The sequence below is a fragment of the Cellvibrio fontiphilus genome (genome assembly GCF_042646205.1).
GTDB lineage: Bacteria > Pseudomonadota > Gammaproteobacteria > Pseudomonadales > Cellvibrionaceae > Cellvibrio > Cellvibrio fontiphilus_A.
The window spans coordinates 1-1149 of sequence record NZ_JBHRTF010000010.1 but is presented as its reverse complement, the minus strand read 5'-3'; the positions used below and the strand labels follow the sequence as shown (position 1 = coordinate 1149).

The following is a 1149-nucleotide window of genomic DNA, read 5'->3' as shown; positions in this document are numbered from 1 at the left end:
CTGACTGCAGCGCTGACTCGCGTTTGCGCAGAAAGCTGGGGTGGTGCGTTTGTTGGTTATGATGGTATCGATAACGCACCTGAAGAAAAGGCGCGCGGTATTACCATTAATACCTCTCACGTGGAATATGACTCGCCAACTCGCCACTATGCGCACGTTGACTGTCCAGGCCACGCCGACTATGTGAAGAACATGATTACCGGTGCTGCCCAGATGGATGGTGCAATTCTGGTGTGTGGTGCAACTGATGGCCCAATGCCACAAACTCGTGAACACATCCTGCTGTCTCGTCAGGTAGGTGTTCCTTACATCGTAGTGTTCCTGAACAAGGCTGACTTGTTGGCAGAAGACTGTGGTGGTGTGGGTACTGAAGAGTACAACGAAATGCTGGAATTGGTGGAAATGGAGCTGCGTGAGCTGCTGTCTACCTATGACTTCCCGGGCGATGACACCCCAATTATTGCTGGTTCTGCGTTGATGGCGTTGAACGGCGAAGATGAAAACGGTTTGGGTACCTCTGCGGTACGTAAATTGGTTGAATCTCTGGACAGCTACATTCCTGAGCCAGTGCGTGCAATTGATCAGCCATTCCTGATGCCAGTAGAAGATGTATTCTCTATCTCTGGTCGCGGTACTGTGGTAACTGGTCGTGTTGAGCGCGGTATTGTGAAAGTGGGTGAAGAGATCGCAATCGTTGGTCTGCGTGAAACCACTAAAACCACCTGTACCGGTGTCGAAATGTTCCGCAAGTTGCTCGACGAAGGTCGTGCTGGTGAGAACGTAGGTGTTCTGTTGCGTGGTACCAAGCGTGATGACGTTGAGCGTGGTCAAGTTCTGTGTAAGCCAGGTTCAGTGACTCCACACACCAAGTTTGAATCAGAAGTGTACGTATTGTCTAAAGAGGAAGGTGGTCGTCACACTCCATTCTTCAAGGGCTACCGTCCACAGTTCTACTTCCGTACTACTGACGTAACTGGTGCAGTAGAGTTGCCGGAAGGTGTAGAAATGGTAATGCCAGGCGACAACATCAAAATGGTTGTTACCTTGATTCACCCAATCGCGATGGAAGACGGCCTGCGTTTTGCTATCCGTGAAGGTGGTCGTACTGTTGGTGCTGGTGTAGTTGCCAAAATCATTCAGTAATTGAAG

General features: G+C 50.2%; 1 protein-coding gene. It reads left to right on the top strand.

Annotated elements, in window-relative coordinates:
- The coding region (gene tuf, locus ACFODX_RS16085) for an elongation factor Tu (RefSeq protein ID WP_378121039.1) at window positions 1–1143 on the top strand (1143 nt) is incomplete at its 5' end.
- Window positions 1144–1149: the final 6 nt, after the last annotated feature.